At 47.7% G+C, this 18,407-nt stretch carries 15 protein-coding genes; 4 read left to right on the top strand and 11 right to left on the bottom strand.

The window, feature by feature from the left end:
* Nucleotides 1–110: 110 nt before the first annotated feature.
* The 3 genes from L3D05_RS21200 to L3D05_RS26605 all read right to left on the bottom strand — a co-directional run bounded on the left by L3D05_RS21200 (nt 111) and on the right by L3D05_RS26605 (nt 3,712).
* On the bottom strand, nt 111–962 hold the full coding sequence (locus L3D05_RS21200) for a phosphate ABC transporter substrate-binding protein (protein WP_239618333.1): 852 nt from the start codon (nt 960–962) through the stop codon (nt 111–113).
* A gap of 51 nt (nt 963–1,013) precedes the next feature.
* Nucleotides 1,014–2,426, bottom strand: coding sequence for a copper amine oxidase N-terminal domain-containing protein (locus L3D05_RS21195; RefSeq protein WP_239618331.1), 1,413 nt, complete (start codon nt 2,424–2,426; stop codon nt 1,014–1,016).
* A 104-nt stretch (nt 2,427–2,530) separates the two neighbouring features.
* Complete coding sequence (locus tag L3D05_RS26605) at nt 2,531–3,712, bottom strand: methyl-accepting chemotaxis protein (protein ID WP_305037460.1); 1,182 nt, start codon at nt 3,710–3,712, stop codon at nt 2,531–2,533.
* A 219-nt stretch (nt 3,713–3,931) separates the two neighbouring features.
* Between L3D05_RS26605 and L3D05_RS21185 the strand changes: the two genes are divergently transcribed.
* Entirely contained in the window at nt 3,932–5,278 is a 1,347-nt protein-coding gene (locus L3D05_RS21185; protein WP_439647968.1) for an alkaline phosphatase, read from the top strand.
* A gap of 83 nt (nt 5,279–5,361) precedes the next feature.
* Here L3D05_RS21185 and L3D05_RS21180 read toward each other — a convergent pair whose 3' ends face one another.
* From L3D05_RS21180 to L3D05_RS21150, 7 genes are all read right to left on the bottom strand, one after another.
* Nucleotides 5,362–6,498 carry a Gfo/Idh/MocA family protein gene (locus tag L3D05_RS21180; protein WP_239618412.1) on the bottom strand — a complete coding sequence of 379 codons (1,137 nt, stop codon included), beginning with the start codon at nt 6,496–6,498 and terminating at the stop codon, nt 5,362–5,364.
* A 23-nt stretch (nt 6,499–6,521) separates the two neighbouring features.
* Nucleotides 6,522–7,484, bottom strand: a complete 963-nt coding sequence (locus tag L3D05_RS21175; RefSeq protein WP_239618327.1) for a sugar phosphate isomerase/epimerase family protein — start codon at nt 7,482–7,484, stop codon at nt 6,522–6,524.
* 240 nt (nt 7,485–7,724) lie between these two features.
* A complete protein-coding gene (locus tag L3D05_RS21170) occupies nt 7,725–8,783 on the bottom strand; it encodes a substrate-binding domain-containing protein (RefSeq protein ID WP_239618326.1) in 1,059 nt (352 codons plus the stop codon).
* A 61-nt stretch (nt 8,784–8,844) separates the two neighbouring features.
* Nucleotides 8,845–9,822 (bottom strand): ABC transporter permease, encoded by a 978-nt coding sequence (locus tag L3D05_RS21165; protein WP_239618325.1) that lies wholly within the window; start codon nt 9,820–9,822, stop codon nt 8,845–8,847.
* Between the two features lie 21 nt (nt 9,823–9,843).
* Nucleotides 9,844–11,322, bottom strand: coding sequence for a sugar ABC transporter ATP-binding protein (locus tag L3D05_RS21160; RefSeq protein ID WP_239618324.1), 1,479 nt, complete (start codon nt 11,320–11,322; stop codon nt 9,844–9,846).
* Nucleotides 11,323–11,480: 158 nt separating this feature from the next.
* Entirely contained in the window at nt 11,481–12,443 is a 963-nt protein-coding gene (locus L3D05_RS21155) for an ABC transporter permease (RefSeq protein WP_239618323.1), read from the bottom strand.
* Between the two features lie 18 nt (nt 12,444–12,461).
* Entirely contained in the window at nt 12,462–13,946 is a 1,485-nt protein-coding gene (locus L3D05_RS21150) for a sugar ABC transporter ATP-binding protein (protein WP_239618322.1), read from the bottom strand.
* A 223-nt stretch (nt 13,947–14,169) separates the two neighbouring features.
* Between L3D05_RS21150 and L3D05_RS21145 the strand changes: the two genes are divergently transcribed.
* Entirely contained in the window at nt 14,170–14,991 is an 822-nt protein-coding gene (locus L3D05_RS21145; protein WP_239618321.1) for a helix-turn-helix transcriptional regulator, read from the top strand.
* Between the two features lie 117 nt (nt 14,992–15,108).
* On the opposite strand, the gene L3D05_RS21140 is transcribed toward L3D05_RS21145, so the two are convergent.
* Nucleotides 15,109–16,161 (bottom strand): Gfo/Idh/MocA family protein, encoded by a 1,053-nt coding sequence (locus L3D05_RS21140; RefSeq protein ID WP_439647967.1) that lies wholly within the window; start codon nt 16,159–16,161, stop codon nt 15,109–15,111.
* A gap of 154 nt (nt 16,162–16,315) precedes the next feature.
* On the opposite strand from L3D05_RS21140, the gene L3D05_RS21135 reads away from it, so the two are divergent.
* Nucleotides 16,316–17,185 (top strand): helix-turn-helix domain-containing protein, encoded by an 870-nt coding sequence (locus L3D05_RS21135; protein WP_239618319.1) that lies wholly within the window; start codon nt 16,316–16,318, stop codon nt 17,183–17,185.
* Nucleotides 17,186–17,346: 161 nt separating this feature from the next.
* Nucleotides 17,347–18,057, top strand: a complete 711-nt coding sequence (locus L3D05_RS21130; RefSeq protein ID WP_239618318.1) for a helix-turn-helix domain-containing protein — start codon at nt 17,347–17,349, stop codon at nt 18,055–18,057.
* Nucleotides 18,058–18,407 lie beyond the last annotated feature (350 nt).

Genomic DNA, 18,407 nt, shown 5'->3' with positions numbered 1-18,407 from the left:
TGCTCCTCCCAGTAAGAAACCAGCCTCGCGTAGTCCGCTATGCTGGTCGCTTTCTTAATGTGTAGTTATTGAAGGGAGTGGTACCCAAGCGGAGCCACTCCCTATCGCGATTACTTGATTGCGGAAATCGGAATGAATTTCAGCTTTTTCAAGGAACCGTTTTGGAATTTCGCGCTTTGAATATACTCGATGAACGCTTTAGTCGCGCCATCCGGCTGACCTTTGGTCATGTAGTAACCGTAACCCCATACTTTATAAGTACCGTTGATGACGTTTGTTTCAGAAGGAGCAACGCCGTTGATTTGCAAAGCTTTCATATTGCTAGTTACGTATACGAGATCGATGTATCCGATTGCGTTAGGAGTTGTCTCAACTGCGGTTTTCATATCGCCGCTCGATTTAACTTCTTTGTAGTTATTGCCTTTGCTTAAGAAATCGGATCCAGCTAAAGCTTTCATCTGGAAATTAACGCGAGTACCGGAACCGAATGCACGGTTTACGACGATAATGTCCGCATCGGAACCGCCAACGTCTTTCCAGTTCGTCACTTTACCGGAGAAAATGTCTTGAAGCTGCTTCGTAGTCAAGTTGTCGACCTTCACGTTTTTGTTAGCGACGGCAGCGAACGGGATAACCGCTACTTTGTGCGCGACTTGGCCGTCGAATTTTTTGAAGCCCGGTACGTCTTGGGAAGCATCCCAGTCTACCGCGCCGATATCGGCGATGCCCTTGCGGACGGATTGCGGTCCGGTAATCGAACCGGCCGCGGAAGCCGAAATTTTAACTTTCGGATTCAATTTCTTGAATTCGTTTGCCGCTTGCAGCGTTAATGGCAGAAGCGCGGAGGAACCGTTAACGACGATTGTGCCTTTCAGGGAGCTAGCCGCGCTTACTGCGGATACAGATGAAGTGACTAGCGCGATCGCCATGGCGGCGACGGATAAAGTTTTGAATAATTTCATGGATAAATAAATCTCCTCTCGAATGTACCGATTGTTTTACGTTACTGCCGCTTATCGGGTTGTTGGTTTCCAATGTCCGTTAATGTCCAGGAATACGCGGCCATCGTTAATGACGGCGAACGGAGCTCCTGCTTGAACGACGATCTCGCTTACGGTTTCGTCAAGCGTGTACAGCTGTTTCGCTGCGCCTGTTGCCGGATCGATCTCGTAGACGAAGTTGTTTGCTCCGTTTCCTTCCGTTAGCAAGTACCATTTGCCACCGGACAATACGGCATCGTATACGTCTTTATCGCTGAACAGCGTTTTGAGCGTTTTGTCTTTGCTGACGGAAACCAACGTGGATTTTGCTGCATCGTCGCTGCTTACGCTCACGAACGATACGCTTGAAGCATCAGCGGAAGCGTGAATGAACACTTTGTCGTCCGCGGAAGTCGTCAGTTGTACGGCTTTATTGTCTTTAACAGAAGGATCGACCTTGAACAAGAAGATTTGCGGCTCGGTTCCTTTCATGTCGATTGCAACATCGTCGCTCTCAACCGGTTTCGAGCTGTCCGCCACGACTGCGCCTGGCTTCGTTACCGTATAAGTAAATGTGTTACCGTCCGTGGATACGGATAAGTTCGCTTTATAATCCACTTTGTCGTCGACGATTTTCGTAATCTTGCTGATCGAAGGATCCAGCTTGGCGATTACGCTGCCTTTGTCCCCTTGCAGGAAGTAGATCGACGAGCTATCCGCTGACCACACCAACTCAGGTTTGATGCTCGTATCGCCGCTTACTTTAGTAGGAACGATTTTATCGAATTCGATGACATAAACTTCTCCGTTTGCATTCGTGTAAGCTGCTTTTTTACCGTCAGGGGCAACAGCTAATTCCGATGCATCCGACGAGATAATCAGTTTCGAGTATTTGCCGGTTTGCGCATCGACCAAATAATCCGAACGGCCCGTTTCGTTTTCTTGCGAAGCGATGAATCTAGTTGCGTCTACCCATTGAATATGATCCACGTCTGGCAACAGGTTGGCATCGATCCAGATTGTTCCGGATGCATCCTTAGCGAATTGAGCCCCTAATGCTTCGACATAAGCTTTTAATTCCACATAGGAAGAGCCTTTAACGCTCTTAACCGGGAGGTTAAGCTTCTGCTCCACACCGTCTACATTAATCAGGTTGCTGTCATTCTTCAGAAGTACCGTGTGTCCGTTCAATCTAGCTTGAATTTCTTCCTTGGTTACTTGCAATTTCGCGCCTAGCGTTAGGCTGATATCCCGGAGAGAGACAAGCGTTCTCCCCTTCTCGAAGAACGTGTTGATGTTCACCGCTACTCCATTTACGATGTAAGCTGAACTAGTAACCTGCACTACGCTTGCTTTCGTTGCAGTTGCCGCGGAAGCCGCTCCTACGGCGGATACTCCGATTGCCAACGCTAATACAGAAACAGCTGACGCTTTTTTTAGCAACATCGACTCTGATCACCCTTCTGATTATGGTAGATTCTTCTTACTAGTGTGAGTATAGTACGGGTTTGTAAAGCGTCTGTTCAAGAATCGTTTGCTAAATGTTAAATTTACCAATTCATTTGCCGGACGAGCTTCTGAAACTCCTTGCGAACTTCATCGGATCGGATTCTTGCATCGCGCGAAGCATCCATTAATCTGGAAGCCGCTTCCTGGTTTAGCTCCGAAGAACTCCACAACTGCGCGAAAGTATCTTCCGTCTTCTTCACTTGGACGAAGCCTTTGTCCGCCCCTTTCTTGCCTTCTCCCGCTAGCCGGGTCGCGCTTTGTACCGCTTCCGTCATCGACCTCAGCAGCCCCGATATCTGGCCTGCGGATTGTTTGGTCTGGTCGGCCAGCGTGCGGATTTCATTCGCGACAACTCCGAAGCCTTTGCCGTGCTCCCCCGCTCTAGCCGCCTCGATCGTCGCATTCACCGCGAGCAGATTACATTGGTCTGCAAGGTCCGCGATTAGCCGACTAATCCCGTCCGCTGCGGACGTTCTTTCCGTAAGCTCGATCACCGCCTTCTCTTGCTTCGTCGCATTCATAGACCAGAGCTTGAATAGTTGCAGCATCTCGCTTAATTGTTCCCGGCCTTCGTCGGTAATTTCGCCGATCCGTTCGCTGCACGCTTGCGTGTCGCCCGTCGCTTCGGTTACTCCCTCTATGGAAGAATGAATGCTCGTGATCATCGATTCGGTATCTTTAATCGTACGAATTTGCCGGCTAACCGCTTCCCGTTGCAGCAATCGGGATACGTTTAGCAGATCGTTCATCGTTAAAATACCGATGAATTTCCCGCTCTCAGTCAGAAGCACCGCATCGTAGAAAGTTTCTTCCGAACGCGAAAGCGCACGATCGATGAGCTCTTGAGGCTCGATGGAAATCTCGGCGATAAGGGGGATTGGATCCATATGCGTGGAGATTGGCCTATGCCCGAATAACGACATTCCATATAAAGAGCCCAACAACCGGAAAAATCGATCCTTCATAATTAAGCCGATCGGACGATGCTGTTCATCGCACACAACGACGCATTCGAACTGTTTTTTCCTTCGGAACAAATCCACCAATTCATCGCTTTGCATCGTCATCGATATGACCGGACAACCTTTCATCCAATCCTTCACGACGATAGGCTGAAATATTTCCGTCACGGCAGCTTCGATTTTAACCGCTTGATATTCGGGTTTCTCAACTTGGAGTGGCGATTCATTGTCGGTTCTAACGAGAACTGTAGCACTTGCCATATGAACACCTCATTCGGAATGGGATGAGAAAATATTTCCTTTATTAGAAACTATCAAATTTATGTCATCCATTTGTTCTAAGTTCGTTAACGGAATGTAAAGTTTGGAAAACCTATGATTTTACGATAGATTGATGCCGAGATGATATTCCCGTAATAATGAATCTCTAAACTCATTCTTAGGTTCACAAGACTAAGGAGGGTAATTATATTGAAGAACATGACGAAAAAAGCATTCCCGCTCGCAGTCGTTGCATCCGTTGCGATTACTGCGCTCACAACCGGTCTAACGCCAGGTTTTGCCACTGCGAAAAAAGAAGAAACTCCTAAAGTCAAAAACGTAATTTTCCTGATCGGGGACGGTATGGGGCAATCGTACACTTCGGCTTATCGCTACATGAAAGACAATCCTAAAACACCCGTAAAAGAAAAAACGGAATTCGATAAATATCTGGTAGGAGCGCAAATGACATACCCGGATGACGAGCATCAAAATATTACCGACTCTGCTTCCGCTGCTACGGCCATGTCTGCAGGTGTCAAAACTTATAATGCGGCAATCGCCGTCGATACTAAGCAAAATGATGTCAAAACGGTGCTTGAAGCAGCCAAAGAAAAGGGCAAGTCCACGGGCTTGGTCGCCACCTCGGAAATTACGCATGCCACTCCGGCAGCTTACGGCGCACACGACATTAACCGTAAGAACATGGATGCGATCGCCAACGATTATTTCGATGATCGGATCAATAAGAAACATAAGATCGACGTCCTGCTCGGCGGTGGATTGAATAACTTCGTTCGTAAAGACAGAAACTTAACGGATGAATTCAAAAAAGACGGCTACAGCTATGTAACCGACCGCGAAAGCTTATTGAAAGACACGAACAAACAAATCCTCGGCTTATTCGCTCCAGGCGGATTGGATAAGGCTATCGATCGTAACGATAAGACTCCTTCGCTACAAGAGATGACGAAAGCAGCGATCCAACGTCTCAGCACGAATAAAAACGGCTTTTTCTTAATGGTGGAAGGAAGCCAGATCGACTGGGCCGGCCATGATAACGACATCGTAGCAGCCATGAGCGAGATGGCCGATTTCGAGAAAGCATTCAAAGAAGCGATCGATTTCGCTAAGAAAGACGGTCATACGTTAGTCGTTGCGACTGCCGACCATTCAACAGGCGGCTTATCCATCGGCGCAAACGGCGAATACAATTTCGATGTTTCTCCGATTAAAGCCGCTAAACGCACTCCTGATTTCATGGCAGCCGAGATCGTTGCGGGCGCCGATGCTGCGGCAACGCTGAAAAAGTATATTAACTTAGATTTGACGGCCGAAGAAATCAAGTCCGTCGTCGATGAAGCGGCGAGCAAGGATGTAACGAAGATCGACAATGCAATCGAGGCTATCTTTAACGTTCGTTCGTTTACAGGTTGGACAACGGGCGGACATACCGGAGAAGATGTTCCGGTATACGCTTTCGGTCCGGGCAAAGAGAAGTTCGCCGGACTCATCGACAACACGGATAACGCGAAAATTATTTTCAGCTTGATTTACGGCAAATAAGCTATCGACAATACGCACAAAAAAATAAGCCTGCTTATCGTGTGATATCCATACGATAAGCAGGCTTATTTGATTAGAGCGGATTATACCTCGTCAACGTTGACCCAAGCGCCGCGTTCGATCGACAGATCTACCGCTTCCAGCACTTCTTGGCATTTCACGCCGTCTAGGAACGTTGGCGTGAACGGAGAATTGGTTGTCATATGCTGTACGAATTCATACACGATATGAACGAATGCATGCTCGTAACCGATAATGTGTCCCGTCGGCCACCAGTTGCCCGCGTATTTGTGCGACGGTTCCGTCGCCATAATGCGGCGGAAGCCTGCCAAATTCGGCTCGTCTTCGCGGAAATACACTTCAAGCTCATTAAGCTTCTCGAGATCCCAGCGGATGGAGCCTTTGCTTCCGTGAATTTCGAACGTATTATGGTTTTTGCGGCCAGCCGCAAAACGGGAAGCGACGAACATCCCCATCGCGCCGTTCTTGAAGTCGGCCAAAAATCCCGTAGCATCGTCGACGGTAACTTCGCCCTTCTCCGTTGCGGAACCGGATCCCGTGAGCCCGGATGATTCCGTAAGGATCGGACGTTCCTTAACGAAAGTCCGGTTATGTCCGACAACACGATCGAATTCCCCGATCAAGAACCGGGCAAGGTCGATACTGTGCGCGTTAATATCTCCGTGCGCGCCGGAGCCCGCGACTTCCTTCTTCAACCGCCAAGCGAGCGGAGTATTCGGATCGACGAGCCAATCTTGCAAGTAGGTCGCGCGATAGTGATGAATTTCGCCTAAGCGGCCTTCATCGATGATTTGTTTGGCTAATTGAACGGCAGGCAAAAAGCGATAGTTAAAGCAGATCGCGTGCTTGACGCCCGCTTTCTCCGCCGCGGCTAACATCTCGCGTCCATCCGCTAGGTTAAGCGCCAGAGGCTTTTCGCAGAATACGTGTTTCCCTGCAGCGATAGCCGCAAGCGTAATCTCCTTATGCGCATCGCTCGGAGCGTTGATATCCACGAAGTCGATATCTTCGCGAGCAATCATTTTCCGCCAATCCGTCTCGTAAGATTCCCAGCCGAACTTGTCGGCCGCTTCCTTGACGCCGTTCTCGTCGCGCCCGCAAATCGCTTTCATGACGACATCCGCCGCCGGATCGAAGAACATTCCTACGTCTTTGTAAGCATGGCTGTGGGCTTTACCCATAAATTTGTAACCGACCATGCCTACGTTGATTTTTTTCTTGTTTACGCCCACCACATTTCACCCGCGCTTTCCTTCAAGATGAGTGAGTTGAGGAAGCTAGCCGCTTTAGTGAAGCCTTCGTTGACGCTCATTAAGCCATCTTCGTGCTCGATGCTGATCGTGCCCTCGTATCCAACGAGGCGCAACGTGCTGACGAGATCTTTCCAGAACTCATCGTCATGTCCGTAACCGACCGTGCGGAACACGAAGGAGCGGTTCATAATGTCGCCGTAATGCTTCGTATCGAGAACGCCGTTCAGCGCCGTGTTGCGTTTGTCGATCTTCGTATCCTTAGCATGCACATGGTAAATGGATTTTCCAAGCGCTTTAACGCACTCGATCGGATCCATGCCTTGCCAGAACAAGTGGGAAGGATCGAAGTTAACTCCGATATTATCTCCCGCTTCTTCCCGAAGACGCAATGCCGTCTCGGTGTTGTATACGAGGAAGCCCGGATGAGCTTCGATCGCCACTCTGACGTTATGCTTACGAAGGAATGCGGACTGCTCTTTCCAATAAGGAATCGCGATCTCGTTCCATTGCCACTCCAGCACCGTCAAGAAATCAGGCGGCCAAGGGCAAGTGACCCAAGATGGGTACTTAGAATTGACCGACTCCCCGGGGCATCCCGAGAATGTAATTACGGTATCTACGCCAAGCTTCTCCGCCAATTGGACGGTAGCTACGAAATCGTCATGATGGGATTTGGCGATCGCCGCATCCGGATGAAGCGGATTGCCGTGGCAGCTTAGCGCGCTGATCGTCAAGCCGCGGGAATCTACGGCATCGCGAATACGGCGGATTGCCGCATCGTCGTTCACAATGTCCTGCGCGTTAACGTGCGCGGTTCCCGGATAAGCTCCGGTTCCGATTTCTACGGCTTGTAGACCGGCCGCTTTAATGGTATCAAGCGCTTGCTCGAATGATTGCTGGCTGAACAATACTGCAAATACTCCTGCTTTCACTTGTTAACCACCAAACCTTTCTGATACGATTGTTGGTCATGCACATCAAATATGTACACGTGTTCATTCAATTCTTATTCTAGTTTACATGATAACGCATACTTATTTCCACCCATATTTGACAATGGGCGAAAGCGAGCCGCCAGCATGGGCGACTCGCCTTTATAATCCCATTTGCGTTAGATTTAAGTCTATCGCAGTTTTACCGCAATTTCATTTACGGATTAAGCTTATTTTGTATTAATATTTGGAGTCGGGATTCAAGAACGCTTCCACGTTAGCCGGCGTTACAGGCGTTGCTTCTAGCACGATATGGTGCGGAACGCTCTTCTCCCAGAAGCCTTCAATCCCTTTGCCTTCCAAGATCAATGTTGCCATTTTAACAGCGGTTCCGCTCATGGTCGGGGAATACGTCAAGGAAACGACAACTTCCGGCTTCGCTTTTTCTTTAATCATCTTGTAAATTTCTTGCATACCGCCTGAGCTGACGATAAACATCTCGTCTTGTCGCTTGGCATCTTTGATCGCTTGTACGATTCCTACGGTCATATCATCATCCTGAGAATACACCCCATCGATTTCCTTGTTGGCTTGTAAAATGTTTTCCATCGCCTTCAAAGCTTTCTCGCGGGTAAAGTCGCCTGGCTGGGAGGCAATGATCTGAACATCCGGGTAATCTTTAATATAATCGCGGAAGCCCTTAGAGCGCAGATCGGTTACAGAAGACGGAACGCCGCTAATCTCGACGACTTTGCCAGCCGCTTTCCCCTTACGTTTGATCAGATCGTCGACCAAATACTTGGCATCCCCGTAGCCAATTCCGTAGTTGTCTCCGCCAACGTACAAGCGATAGCTTTCCGAATTGACTGCACGATCAATTACAATAAGCGGAATACCTGCTTTCGCTACCTTCTCTGCGGCAGGTGTTAGCGCTGCAGATTCGATGGGCAACATAACGATAGCATCGACTTTTTTAGTAATCAAATCCTCAATGTCCGACGTTTGTTTAGCCGGATCTTTCGCTGTGTACACAATAGATTTGATGTTCTCATGCTTATCCGCCTCTGCTTTAGCATTTCCAATCAGTGCGCCCATCCAACCATGATCGGCCGCAGGAAGCGAGATGCCGATCGTGTAGTTGCCACCGGCTGCGTTCCCCGTTCCTCCCGACGCGCTTGCGTCCGGGCTTGCTGAGTTACTCGCTTTGGGACTTTCAGTCTTGTTTCCACTATTACAAGCCGATAATACAACAGCGAATGCAAGAACAAATACTAAAGATACTAGCGACTTTCTTCTCATATCGAAATGACCCTCCCATTGGTTTTAATGTCATACTTGAACAAACAACTTAGTAGGTCGATTAATCTCGCTTCTGAAGCAGAACTGCTGCGATGATGATTAAGCCTTTAACCACCCCCTGTAAATAAGGTGAAATGTTAAGAAGGTTCATTATATTGCTTAGAACCCCGAGGATCAGTACCCCGAACAATGTGCCAACGATGCGACCCCGCCCTCCGGAAAGGCTAGTCCCACCTATGATTACAGCGGCAATCGCGTCCAACTCATACATATGGCCAGAGCTAGACGTACTGATGGAATTCAGTCGCGACGTTTCGATGACGGCGCCGATCGCTGCAGTTAACCCACAAATAAGATAAGAGATAATAGTTACCCTAAAGACTGAAATCGCGGACAGCCGAGCGGCTTGAGTATTGCCTCCAACCGCGTAAATATGGCGGCCGAACACCGTCTTCTCAAGCACGATATAGCTAAGTAGGAATATGAGTCCAAATATAATTACAGGAATTGGAACTCCTGCTAAATATTCATTTCCGATCTTGCTATAGCTCGAATCGAAACCTGAGATCGCTCCTGCATCTGCATAATAGAGTGCTAAGGAACGCGCGATCGTCATCATCGCTAGCGTCGCTATAAACGCCGTTATTTTACCGTAAGTGATAACCAAGCCGTTAATGACTCCGAGTAAAGCCCCCGCAACCAAACCTAGCACTATTGAAATCCAGATCGGCAGCTCATAGGTAACCTGTGCAGCCATGATGACCGTACCTGAAAAGGCAAGCACAGAACCCACGGACAAATCAATGCCCCCAAGAATAATAACGAAGGTCATTCCTAGTGACAGTATGCCTACGATTGACACTTGTCTGAGCACATTGGTGATATTGCCGATGTCTAGAAAATGCTCGTTTAATATCGCTGCAAGCGCAACTAGTACGAGAAACGCAAAGATAACGCTATATTGATCCCACAAGTATTTCCCCCATCGCATTCCTGCAGATGGATTTTTAGATTCGAAATCCGTTGCCACTTGGGACATCGGGTAGTTCCCCCTTTGTAATTAAAGACCAGTTGCCATAGCCATAATGTTTTGTTCATTCGCGTCACTTTCATGAATTTCGCCCTTTAGACGACCACGATGCATGACGTATATTCGATTACATAGTCCAAGCAATTCAGGTAATTCCGACGAGATGACAATTACCGCTTTTCCTTCCGTTGCGAACCTAACGATCAGATTGTAGATCTCGCTTCTGGCACCAACGTCGATTCCCCTAGTAGGTTCGTCCATGATGAACAACTCTGAATCCGAAACGAGCCACTTCGCTATGACGACCTTCTGTTGATTGCCGCCGCTTAAGTTCTTGACGGGACCATTCAGTGCTTTTGCTTTAATATTCAGCTCTTGAATTTTATCGCGCACGACCTTGATTTCGCTCTTCCTTCGGATCAGGTTCCAACGACTCACCTTGGCAGGATTAGAAAGAGTCATGTTCTGTGCCACATTCATCTCCATCAACAGTCCCGATCCCTTGCGATCCTCCGTAGCGAATCCGAATCCCAGCTTTACGGCATCGAGTGGATTACGGATTCGAATCGGTTCGCCCTTCCATACCACAGTTCCGCTCTGAGCTTTCCAATCTCCGAACAGAGTACGCATAAGCTCCGTTCTTCCAGCCCCGATTAATCCAGCAAAACCGATAATTTCTCCACGTTTAACATGAAAATGGATATCCTCGAAATGAGGGGCGAGTGTGAGACCTTCAACTTTAAGAAGCTCGTCTCCGAATCGTTCAGGCCGTGCAGGATACATCTCCTTCAACTCTCTGCCGACCATGAGGTTAGCAATGTCCCTCTCGGCCAATCCTTCAAGGCTCCGCGTGGTCACATTCTGACCATCACGCAAAACCGTAATTCTATCGCAGATCCCTTTTAGTTCATGCAGACGGTGGGAGATATAAATGATCGATACGCCTTGCTCCTTAAACCGCCGTATCAATGTGAACAATTGGTTCGCTTCACTCTCCTCCAACACGGCTGTCGGTTCATCCATAATCATAATTTCGCTTTTCATAGAAAGTGCCTTTGCGATTTCTACGATTTGTCGTTCCCCAATGCTCAGATTATAGATGGGCTCCGACGGATTCAGCTTTAATCCGAACTGATCTAACAATTGCTTCGTTTGCCCGATCATACCTTTGAAATTCGAGAACAGCCCCGCTACCTTCTGTTCTCGTCCCAGAAAGATATTTTCCGCGACCGACATATGCGGAACTAAGTTTAGCTCCTGGTGAATGATGGAGATCCCTAGCTTCTGGGATAGATGCGGAGAACCGATATGTACGGCTTTACCCTTCAGTTCAATGGCTCCCTTATCGGGTACATGAATGCCCGCCAATACTTTCATTAACGTTGACTTTCCTGCGCCATTCTCCCCGACAAGCGCGTGTACCTCGCCTTTGCGTAGCTCGAAGGAAACATCTTGAAGCGCTTTCACTCCGTAAAAGGTTTTGGTAATTCCCTTCATTTCCAAAATCATTTGCGGCACCTGCTTTCTTTCGGTTCTACTACATTCATCCTAAAAAAAATGGAAACCTTCTACAATCAACTAAATTGCGCTTATGGGCTACACATTCTTGCGGCAGCCTGAGATTTGTATAACTAATTTGCGCGTACTATAGAAAAAACCTCCGGGAATTATTCTTCCCGAAGGCGATTCTGGCGGTAGAGCACAAGGAAGATGAGCAACCCCTTGAGCACTCCTTGCAAATAAGTAGAAACATTTTGCAAGTTCATATAGTTATTAAGGATGGAAAACATCAATACGCCTGATACGGTACCTAGTATCGTCCCTTTGCCCCCCCTTAGCGAGGCTCCTCCTAGAACAACGGCCGCAATCGCATCCAGCTCATAATATACACCGGAATTTGCGGTGGAGATTGAATTTAACCTAGCCGTTTCAAGTACGGCGCCCAATCCGGCTGCCATACCGCTGAGGGCGAAGGCGATTACCGTCACCATGCGGATATTGGCTCCCGAGCTGTACGCGGCGCGGGGATTTTGTCCGACGGCATAAATATATCGTCCAAACAATGTACGGGAGAGTAGGAAATGTGCAGAGATTGCTGCCAGAATGAGAGGAAAGACAACAACCGGAATACCTAGCCAATAGCCGTGCCCAAGAAAAGTATGACTGATTCGGCTACCCGATATTGCACCTGCATCCGCTACCCACATCATGAAATATCGGTAGATGAACATCGTTCCTAACGTCGTGATGAAGGAGGGAACCCTTCCATAAGTAACGATTATGCCATTCAAGCTTCCGAGCAATATACCCGATATTGCACCTAACAGGAATGAGCCGGGAATATCGAAGTTGAATAGGTTCTGTCCCCATAGGATAATAGCTCCAGAGAAGACGAGAATCGAGCCTACCGATAAATCCAGCTTGCCGATTAACACGACGAAATGAACCCCTAAAGCGATCATCCCGATAACCGATGCTTGGCGGAAGACATTCATGATGTTATTCCAGGTCCAGAAGTAATCACTCGTGATGGATGCCAAGAATACAAGAATAATAAGTGTCACGAAAATTTTGTTTCGCGAGAACCATCTTTGATATCTTTCCGTAGTCACGAATGTTGGCTGCTGCATTGGTTTCCCCCTGGCCGACTAGCCCCGAATTCCCGAAGCCGCTTGCAAAATCCGTTCCTGAGTCGCTTCCTCATGAGTGATTTCATTCACTATCCTACCTTCATGCATAACCAAAATCCGATTACATAAGCCAATCAGCTCGGACATATCGGAAGAGATAACGATCATCCCCTTGCCTTCATTAACCAGCTCGTGCAGCAATACGTAAAGCTCGCTCTTCGATGCGACGTCAATCCCTCTCGTTGGCTCGTCCAGAATATACAAATCGCTTTCCGCCACCAGCCATTTGCCAAGCATAACCTTCTGTTGATTGCCCCCGCTTAAAAATTTAATCTCTTGCTCCGGATCATGTGTCTTAATATCTAATTGAATGATGGCGTCCAAAGCTTTATGGTGTTCCTGCTGCTCGTGAACAAGATGATAGCGATGAATCTTCTTCAAGCTTGCGATCGTTAAGTTGTGGTATACGTTCATATCCATGAATAATCCCGATTCGATACGGTCCCTATTCACATAACCAAAGCCAGTATCGATCGCCTGCCGCGGGGTAGACAGCTGAATCGGTTGCCGATGCCAATACACTTTCCCTGACTCCGGCTTAACCTCCCCGAATATCGTCTTGGCAAGCCCTTCCGTCCCTGAACCCATCAAGCCGGTAATTCCGAGAATCTCGCCCTCATTGAGCTTGAAATCGATCTTCTCAAACCATGGCTTGCGTGTCAGATTTTCCACTCTGAGCAACTCAACGCCCGTCGGTTCCGATATCGGTGGAAAGATTTGCGTAAGCTCCCGTCCAACCATCTGTTTAACTAATTCCTTCTCGGATAGCTCGTTCACGTTGCTGGTAAGAACCTTCTTGCCGTCTCGGAGTACTGTCACTCGGTCGCATATTTCAAATATTTCGTTTAACCGATGGGTAATGTAAACGATTCCAACTCCATTTGCCTTAAATCGTCGAATCATCCCAAACAAACGAATTCTTTCCGAATCGGATAAGGAAGCAGTTGGCTCATCCATGACGAAGATGTTCGCCTTTAAGGATAACGCTTTGGCAATTGCCACAATATGATGCTCGCTCATAGAAAGATCTTTCACTTTCGTATTCGGATGGAGGGGCATACCTAGCAATCTTAGAATGCTCTTCGTTTCCCGTTTCATCTTCATCATGTTCGAGAACAAACCGAGCCATCGCGGTTCGGATCCTAGAAACACATTCTCAGCGATACTCATTTCAGGAACTAGGCACGATTCCTGATAGATCATCGAGATTCCCATCCGCTGAGCTTCAATGGGGGAAAACAGAGGGACGGGCTTACCATTGACGACCATGTAACCGTCATCTGGACGATGAACACCTGAAATTAACTTTGCCAAAGTGGATTTTCCGGCACCATTTTCCCCTACTAATGCATGAACTTCCCCAGGACGCAGCTCAAAATCGATATTATCGAGTACTTGGACCCCATAGAACGACTTGGTTATTCCTTTCATTTGCAACAGCACGGAGTCACACTCCTTTGGGAAAACCCCTATATCTTAGTTTAGAAGATAACTACGGTATGGGAAAATGAATGATCTTGCGGTTATTGGCGCTATTTATTCACATTCTTGCGGTGTCTCGTGAATCATATTGTATTTTCTTACCTTATCATACATAATTCGTTTCAAAGGGGGGAAGTGTTTTTTTGCGATGAACAAGCCCTCGATACTTCAGGAAATACCACTATTGGCAAGTTGGTGCGACTGGACCGGGATAGATCCTCTCCCTTTAATAGCGGGAGACCGTTCTTGTATATTATGGCTCCGATCGGGTACCGGAGAAGCGTGTTCCATCCATTGTCGATTACCGATAACGGAAGGAGCGTTCTTGTTCGTCCCTCCGAACGCTGAAGTGACGCTTCGGCCCTCAACAGGACAACCCATTCGAGCCGTCGTTTTTTACGTGACAGGCCTTCAAGTACAAGGATTGGTAACAGGTTTATTATCTAGGCTTGAGAAGCCTTTTGTCATTCCAGTCGAACCCCTCAACATACGAATTAATCGAATATTGGAAGATATGCTTCACGAGGCTCGCAACCCTCAGCTCGGGAGCCAAGAAGTCATTTCTTCCTTACTACAAACTTTACTTATCCATTTTCTTAGAGAGATGGATTCCCTTAAAGAACACATTCCGCTAGTTGAACCCTCTCCAGTTGTTCCAGAAACGGCTCGTTCCCCGAATAATGAGACCGCTATTAGTCTTGCGCAAAATGTAAGGGGTTACATTGAGCGAAATTATCATCTAGAGCTTTCTTTAAGCGATTTAGCCCAGCTTGTCTTCGTAAGTCCTTATCATCTAGCCCACGTGTTCAAAGAGGATGTCGGCATGTCGCCTATTCAGTACTTGATTAAATGCCGAATCGATGAGGCAAAACGCCTTCTTATCGACACCAATCATTCCGTTCGTGATATCGCCCAACAAGTCGGTTACCCGAATGCAAACTACTTTAATCTGCTATTCAGTAAAATGACAGGCCATTCTCCAGGGAAATTCCGTAAGCAAAATTGAGCGATAGAAATTCAATTGAATACCTAACTCCCTTTTCCCTCAGCAAAACAATAAAACAGTGACCTAGAAGTTGGCTCAAGTCCAACACTAGACACTGTTTTATTGTTTGTTGTACGTTTAGACAAAGCTAATGGCTTGCCCTTTGCTAGCAGACTCGTATACGGCTTCCAAAATTTCTTGGACGACCAAAGCTTGCTTGGCCGTAACCACTGGCTCCCGATCATGCAGGATCGCTTCGATCCAAGCGCGTGCTTCCTGTTCGGCAGCATCGTCCGGCAGAGGATTGCCGCCGAAATCTCCAGACATTTGAATTTCTTGCGTATAGAGACGGCCATGCTCTTCGCCGTTGACTCTCAAGCCCTTCTTCATATCCGCTCCGGCTTTCGTACCGCAGAGGGATACTTTCGCTTCATCCACGTCGAGCGTATTCAGCGCCCAACTGGACTCCAGCCATACCGTTGCACCGCTCTTCATCGTGATCATTGCGAAAGCGGAATCTTCGACGGTGAACTTGGACGGATCCCAGTTCCCCCATAGATTAGCCTGGCTTCCTTGCTCGGCTAGCTTACGGTAAGACGTGCCCAACACCGTTCTCGGTTCATAGTTATCCATCATCCACAATGCGAGATCCAGCGCGTGCGTTCCGATATCGATAAGCGGACCTCCGCCTTGCTTCTCCAGGTCTAGGAATACTCCCCATGTCGGCACCGCCCGACGGCGAACCGCGTGCGCTTTAGCTACATAGATCTCGCCGAGATCGCCTGCGCGACAAGCTTGATGAAGCCACTGGCTGTCCGCGCGGAATCGGTTCTGATAAGCGATGCTCAGCTTCTTGCCCGTTCTTTGCGACGTTTCCAACATGCGTCTGGCATCCTCTGCCGTCTTGGCCATAGGCTTCTCGCACAACACGTGTTTGCCGGCTTCGAGCGCCGCGATCGAGATTTCCGCATGAGTATCGTTAGGGGTGCAGACATGCACGACATGTACATCCTGGTCTCGTAGCAATTCATAGACATCGTGATAGACTCTGGCGTCATGAGTTCCGAATTTATTTTTCGCATCATGCGCTCTGTCCGGTGCCACATCGAAAAAAGCGACTACTTGCGCTTCTGGGATTTTGGCGAGTGCCGGCAAATGTTTCCCCATCGCAATACCGCCGCATCCGATCATCCCTACGTTAACTTTTGTCAAAATGCTTGTCCTCCTTGCGAGTTATCAGGATTCATTCTACAATTAGTGTATCACAATTCAATAGAAATCCCATCCGCTCAGGTGCGAGGATTTTATGTGATTTTGTCATATACGGGAGTTAGGGGATGAGTTGGTGCAGGCAGTCAGAGAGAAAATCGAATACGAGAATCCTTTGCTATCCTTGAAGATCTGGCAAACTACGCGTAATGACGCGGGCAGCATAACATGGCACTATCACCCCGAATGCGAGTTATTACTTGTCCAGAGTGGCAATCTTAACGTAGATCTCAGCGACGAGTCCTATGCCATGCAGGCTGGGGATATCGTGATTCTCGGCAACTCACAGCTTCACCGCGACCGCAATCCCGGTGGAACACTCGATTATATCGTGCTTCAGTTTGATTTGAACAATTATTTTGACCAAAGTACGATTCCCTATTTGCAATATTTTAATGAAACCAAAGTACCGCTAAGCGCCATGAACTACATTTTTCGCGACAATGTAGAAGCCCGCTATGCCGCCGCCGATTGTATTCGCCAAATTCACCAAGAAGCTCTGAATAAAGAAAGCGGTTACGAGCTTGCGGTAAATATGCTGATCAAGAAGTTGCTTCTTATTCTCATTCGCAATGACAATCGCGGGTTGCTCGCTGACCAAGACCGGGTCGAACGCATTCGTCTCAAGCCGGTTCTGGATTTCGTCGAGTCCAACATAGAAGATCGAATTACGGTAGAAGACGCATGCAAATTGGCTAATATGAGCTACTATTACTTCGTGAAGTTTTTCAAGAAGATCATGGGCTTCTCCTTCACCGAATACGTCAATTTCCGCAAAATCAAACGAGCCGAGCAGCTCCTCCTGACCCGCGATATGAGCGTTAGCGAGGTGGGCGACCAGATCGGAATGGCAAACATGGCCCACTTCTACAAAATGTTCAAGCGTTTCAACGGCTGCTCGCCTAAAGAATTCCAACGCAAAATGCTCGCCTGGGGGCGGGGTTAGTTAATCAAATTTATATGTATCTCTTGAAAAAACCGATTTCTTTGTGTTATTTTATGGTCACAACCTATAACGTCACGGTCGTGAAGCACACGCCGCTCTTTCCGGATACATTCCGGTTTGGGCGGCATTTGTTTTTTATCCCATTAGAAAAGGTGAGAGGTATGAAGCTGACAATGACGAATGAGATCCAGATGTCCGATCAATTGGCTCAAGCATATGAAGTATGGATGAACAAGTTACGCGCGGCAAGCAAAGGTGAACGCAAGAGACGATTATCCATTTCCACGAATCATGCCGAGAAAATGTTTGTCAAGCAAGTCTGGTGGCCTGCCTTTGGACAGTTTACGCATTTACATGCGGAATACGAAATTAAAGACTTCAAAGACGGCTGGAGATATCTCGACTTCGCTTATATTACCGAAGGATATCAAATTTGCATTGAAATTGATGGCTTTGGAACGCATTGGAGAGACCTAAGCAGATCTCAGTTTGCAGACCATTTAATGCGTCAGAACCATTTAATGATCGATGGCTGGTATGTGCTTCGGTTTTCCTACGATGATCTCATTGAACGGCCTCGCGTTTGCCAACAAATCATCCAACAGCTCCTTGGGAAGTTAGGGGGCAGCTCTTCGAGAATAGATATGAAACTGTCGACTATTGAGCAAGCTATTATTATACTAGCCGCTTCTCTATCTACACCAATCACACCCACTTTTGCTGCCAAACAACTTGGGGTGCATCGTACCACTGTTATGAGACATATCCAGTCTTTAGTTCGGAAAGAGTTATTGATTCCTACTAGAACTGATGTCAGGCGTATCTGTAGTTACAGACTAAATAAAGCATTTCTTTCAAAGGTAGTTTCCTAATCTCTAGAAAAATATCTGGATTGACTCAAGTGATCGTCGCATTTTGCGACTATGAGTGAGGAGTTACTCTGCCGGCTCTCTCTATCGTCGCATATTGCGACTATGAGTGAGGAGTTACTCTGCTCGCACACTCTATCGTCGTATTATGCGACTATGAGCGAGGAGTAACTCTGCGCGCCCTTCCTATCGTCACATTTTGCGACAATGAGCGAAGAGTTACTCTGCCGGCTCTCTCTATCGTCGCATATTGCGACTATGAGTGAGGAGTTACTCTGCTGGCTCTCTCTATCGTCGCATTTTGCGACTATGAGCGAGGAGTTACACTTCGGGCTCTTTCTATCGTCGCATAA

Origin of the sequence: Cohnella mopanensis (genome assembly GCF_022352055.1) — a bacterium.
Classification (GTDB): domain Bacteria; phylum Bacillota; class Bacilli; order Paenibacillales; family Paenibacillaceae; genus Cohnella; species Cohnella mopanensis.
This window is presented reverse-complemented; position numbering and strand designations above follow the sequence as displayed.

Coding starts and splice junctions, on each gene's coding strand:
- L3D05_RS21200 (WP_239618333.1), bottom strand. CDS start 962: ATGAAATTATTCAAAACTTTATCCGTCGCCGCCATGGCGATCGCGCTA.
- L3D05_RS21195 (WP_239618331.1), bottom strand. CDS start 2,426: ATGTTGCTAAAAAAAGCGTCAGCTGTTTCTGTATTAGCGTTGGCAATC.
- L3D05_RS26605 (WP_305037460.1), bottom strand. CDS start 3,712: ATGGCAAGTGCTACAGTTCTCGTTAGAACCGACAATGAATCGCCACTC.
- L3D05_RS21185 (WP_439647968.1), top strand. CDS start 3,932: ATGACGAAAAAAGCATTCCCGCTCGCAGTCGTTGCATCCGTTGCGATT.
- L3D05_RS21180 (WP_239618412.1), bottom strand. CDS start 6,498: ATGGTCGGTTACAAATTTATGGGTAAAGCCCACAGCCATGCTTACAAA.
- L3D05_RS21170 (WP_239618326.1), bottom strand. CDS start 8,783: ATGAGAAGAAAGTCGCTAGTATCTTTAGTATTTGTTCTTGCATTCGCT.
- L3D05_RS21165 (WP_239618325.1), bottom strand. CDS start 9,822: ATGTCCCAAGTGGCAACGGATTTCGAATCTAAAAATCCATCTGCAGGA.
- L3D05_RS21160 (WP_239618324.1), bottom strand. CDS start 11,322: ATGATTTTGGAAATGAAGGGAATTACCAAAACCTTTTACGGAGTGAAA.
- L3D05_RS21155 (WP_239618323.1), bottom strand. CDS start 12,443: ATGCAGCAGCCAACATTCGTGACTACGGAAAGATATCAAAGATGGTTC.
- L3D05_RS21140 (WP_439647967.1), bottom strand. CDS start 16,161: ATGATCGGATGCGGCGGTATTGCGATGGGGAAACATTTGCCGGCACTC.
- L3D05_RS21130 (WP_239618318.1), top strand. CDS start 17,347: ATGAAGCTGACAATGACGAATGAGATCCAGATGTCCGATCAATTGGCT.